The organism is Ruegeria sp. AD2(2025) (assembly GCF_056542385.1).
On sequence record NZ_JBQFZS010000028.1, the window covers coordinates 1 to 3,910 of the forward strand.

The window sequence follows — 3,910 nt, forward strand, 5'->3', positions numbered from 1 at the left end:
ATCGATATTTGCAATTTTACATATGGGGAGAGTGGTTGCAAACGTGTGATTGTTGCGCGCTATTGGAGTCTTGTGATGACGCAGTCTGACCATTTGATTGAACCGCCCAAGATGGGTGAGGCCTATTTGCTGACGCCTGGACCTTTGACGACGTCTTATGCGGTGAAGCAGGCGATGTTGCGGGACTGGGGCAGCTGGGATGATGATTTCCGGGCGATGACGCGGGATATGCGGTCGCGGCTGCTGGCGCTGTTGGGTGAAGGGGCCGAAGCGTTTGACTGCGTTCCGATGCAGGGCTCGGGCAGTTTTGCGGTTGAGGCGATGCTGGCCTCGTTCATCCCGAAGGACGGCAAGGCGCTGGTGCTGGCGAACGGGGCCTATGGGCAACGCTCGGCGCAGACGTTGCAGTATCTGGGGCGCGATCATCTGGTGCTGGACAAGGGCGATTACCTGCCGCCGCGCGGGTCGGAAGTGGCCGAGATTCTGGCCAAGGACCCTGCGATCACCCATGTGGTTGCGATCCATTGCGAGACGTCCTCGGGCATTCTGAACCCGGTTGAGGAGATTTCCGAGGCGGTCTACGGGGCGGGGCGCAAGCTGCTGATCGACTCGATGTCGGCCTTTGGCGCGATTGAGCTGAAGCCGTCCGAGATCCGGTATGAGGCGATGGTGTCTTCGGCCAATAAATGCATCGAGGGCGTGCCGGGCTTTGGCTTCATCATCGCCCGCAAGGATGAGCTGGAAGCGGCCAAGGGCAACAGCCACTCGCTGAGCCTCGATGTGCATGCGCAATGGGCGCATATGGAAAAGACCGGCCAGTGGCGGTTCACCCCGCCGACCCATGTGGTTGCAGCCTTCCTCGAAGCGCTGAAGGCGCATGAGGTTGAAGGCGGCGTTGCGGGGCGCGGCGCGCGTTACACCCGCAATCGTGACGTGATGGTCGCAGGCATGCGCGAGCTGGGCTTCGAGACGCTGCTGCAGAACCGCTGGCTGAGCCCGATCATCGTGACGTTTTTCTGCCCTGCGGACGAGAAGTTCGTGTTCGACCGCTTTTACGATCTGATGAAGGACAAAGGCTTTATCATCTATCCGGGCAAGCTGACGGTTGTGGACAGTTTCCGCGTCGGCTGCATCGGGCAGATGGATGAGCATGTGATGCGGCAGGTTGTATCTGCCGCCAAGGAAACCCTGGCCGAGATGGGGGTCGCCAGCGCGGCACCTCCGGCTCTTGCGCTGGAAGAACGCGCCAAACTGGCAGCCTAATTAACAAGGACACCCCCCAAATGACCATCCAAACCCCCGTGACCGCGAATGAGCGCGTCTATCCGGCCCCCAAAGTGCCTGCCATTGCCATCTGCCTGGACGGCTGCGAGCCGGAATATCTGGAAGTGGCCATCGCCAAGGGCCTGATGCCGACGCTCAAGCGCATCCGCGAGACCGGCACCGACCGTCTGGCGCATTCGGTGATCCCCAGCTTTACCAACCCCAACAACCTGTCGATTGCCACCGGTCGCCCGCCGATCGTGCATGGCATCTGCGGCAACTTCCTCTATGACCCGGAAACCGGCGAAGAGGTGATGATGAACGATGTGCGCTTCCTGCGCGCGCCGACCATCTTCTCGCAATTCTACGAGGCGGGCTATCGCGTCGCCATGGTCACCGCCAAGGACAAGCTGCGGGCGCTGCTGGGTGCTGGGCTGAAGTTCGACGATGACCGCGCGGTTGCCTTCTCGGCGGAACGCTCGGGCGAGACCACCAAGGCCGAGCACGGCATCGACAATGCCAGCGCCTGGCTGGGCATGCCGGTGCCGGAAGTCTATTCCGCCGAGCTGTCGGAATTTGTCTTTGCCGCCGGTGTGAAGCTGCTGAAAGAGATGCGCCCGGATGTGATGTACCTGTCGACCACCGACTATGTGCAGCACAAGTTCGCCCCCGAAGAGCAGGGCGCGCTGGATTTCTACGCCATGTTCGACAAATATCTGGCGCAACTGGATGAGATGGGCGCGGCCATCGTCGTCACCGCCGACCACGGCATGAAGGCCAAGCATGAGCCGGTCTCGAAAGAGCCATCGGTCATCTACATGCAGGACGTGTTTGACGACTGGCTGGGTGAGGGCAAGGCCCGTGTAATCCTGCCGATCACCGACCCGTATGTGGTTCACCACGGCGCGCTTGGCTCGTTCGCTACGGTCTACCTGCCCGAAGGCGCTGACCGGGATGAGGTCAAGGCCAAGGTTGCAGCCCTGCCCGAGATGCTGGAAGTGCTGACCAAGGAAGAGGCGGTTGCCAAATACGAACTGCCCGCCGACCGTATCGGTGACCTGACCATGGTCTGTATCGGTGAGCTGACCATCGGCACCTCGGCGGATCGTCATGATCTGGCTGCCTTGGGTGAGCCGCTGCGCAGCCATGGCGGCTTGACCGAGCAGGAGGTGCCCTTCATCGTCAACCGGGTGATCGATCTGGGCAACGCGCCCGATCTGCGCAACTTTGATGCGTTTTTCTACGCCACAACAGCGGCGGCGCAGTAAGCCATGAAGGACCAGACCGTGTCTGAGATCAGAAACGAAGGGATGCGCATCGGCGGCGAGATCGTCTTTACCGACGAGACGGTGCCGGTTCTCTACCCTTACACCAACGAGGTGATCGGCCATGTCCCCGCGGGCAAGGCCGAGCACGCCCGCAAGGCGTTCGAGATTGCAGCGGCCTATAAGCCCAAGCTGACCCGGTACGAACGCAGCCAGATCCTGCAACGCGCCGGAGAGCTGATCGGTGAGCGCCGCGAGTATCTGGCCAAATGGCTGGTGCTGGAGCTTGGCATCTGCCACCAGCACGCGATCTACGAGACCAAGCGCGCGCAGGATGTCTATCAGTTCGCCGCCGCCGAGGCGCTGAAGGATGATGGCGAGATCTTTTCCTGCGACCTGACCCACAATGGCAAAGACCGTAAGATCTTCACCACCCGCGAACCGGTGGGCGCGATCAGCGCGATCACACCGTTCAACCACCCGCTGAACATGGTCAGCCACAAGATCGCGCCCTCGATTGCGTCGAACAACTGCATGGTCTGCAAACCGACCGAGCTGACGCCGCTGACGGCGCTGACATTGGCGGATATTCTGTATGAGGCGGGCCTGCCGCCCGAGATGTTCCAGGTGGTCACCGGCTGGCCGCAGGACATTGGCGAAGAGATGATCGTCAATGACAAGATCGACATCATCACCTTCACCGGCGGTGTGCCGGTGGGCAAGATGATCGCGGCCAAGGCGGTCTATAAACGTCAGGCGCTGGAACTGGGGGGCAATGACCCGCTGATCGTTCTGAACGACCTCAGCGATGCCGATCTGGACAAGGCCGCGACCATTGCCGTGGCCGGAGCCACCGGCAACTCGGGCCAACGCTGCACCGCGATCAAGCGCATTCTGGTGCAGGACAGCGTGGCGGACAAGTTCGTGCCGCTGGTGCTGGAGAAGGCCAAGAAGATCAAGTTCGGCGACCCGCAGGACCCCGAGACCGAACTGGGCTGCGTGATCCACGACAAGGCCGCGGAAATCTTCGAAAACCGCGTCTATCAGGCCGAGAAGGAGGGGGCGGAAATCCTCTATCACCCCGGCCGTCAGGGTGCGCTGCTGCCGCCTATCGTGGTCGACAAGGTGCCCCATGACAGCGAGCTGGTCATGGAAGAAACCTTCGGCCCCATCATCCCCATCGTCCGCGTACCCGACAACGACGAGCAGGTCATGGCGATCTCGAACTCCACCGAGTTCGGCCTCAGTTCAGGCGTCTGCACCAACGACCTGAACCGCGCCATCGCCTATATCAACGGCCTCAACGTGGGCACCTGCAACATCTGGGAACAACCCGGCTACCGCATCGAAATGTCCCCCTTCGGCGGCATCAAAGACTCCGG

At 61.4% G+C, this 3,910-nt stretch carries 3 protein-coding genes; all 3 read left to right on the plus strand.

Annotated features, from left to right (window positions below):
• Positions 1-75 precede the first annotated feature (75 nt).
• Entirely contained in the window at positions 76-1,263 is a 1,188-nt protein-coding gene (locus tag ACR1XV_RS21315; protein ID WP_480535028.1) for a 2-aminoethylphosphonate--pyruvate transaminase, read from the plus strand.
• A 20-nt stretch (positions 1,264-1,283) separates the two neighbouring features.
• On the plus strand, positions 1,284-2,531 hold the full coding sequence (gene phnA, locus ACR1XV_RS21320) for a phosphonoacetate hydrolase (protein WP_480535030.1): 1,248 nt from the start codon (positions 1,284-1,286) through the stop codon (positions 2,529-2,531).
• Positions 2,532-2,549: 18 nt separating this feature from the next.
• A partial coding sequence (gene phnY / locus ACR1XV_RS21325; protein ID WP_480535032.1) for a phosphonoacetaldehyde dehydrogenase occupies positions 2,550-3,910 on the plus strand: 1,361 nt, incomplete at its 3' end.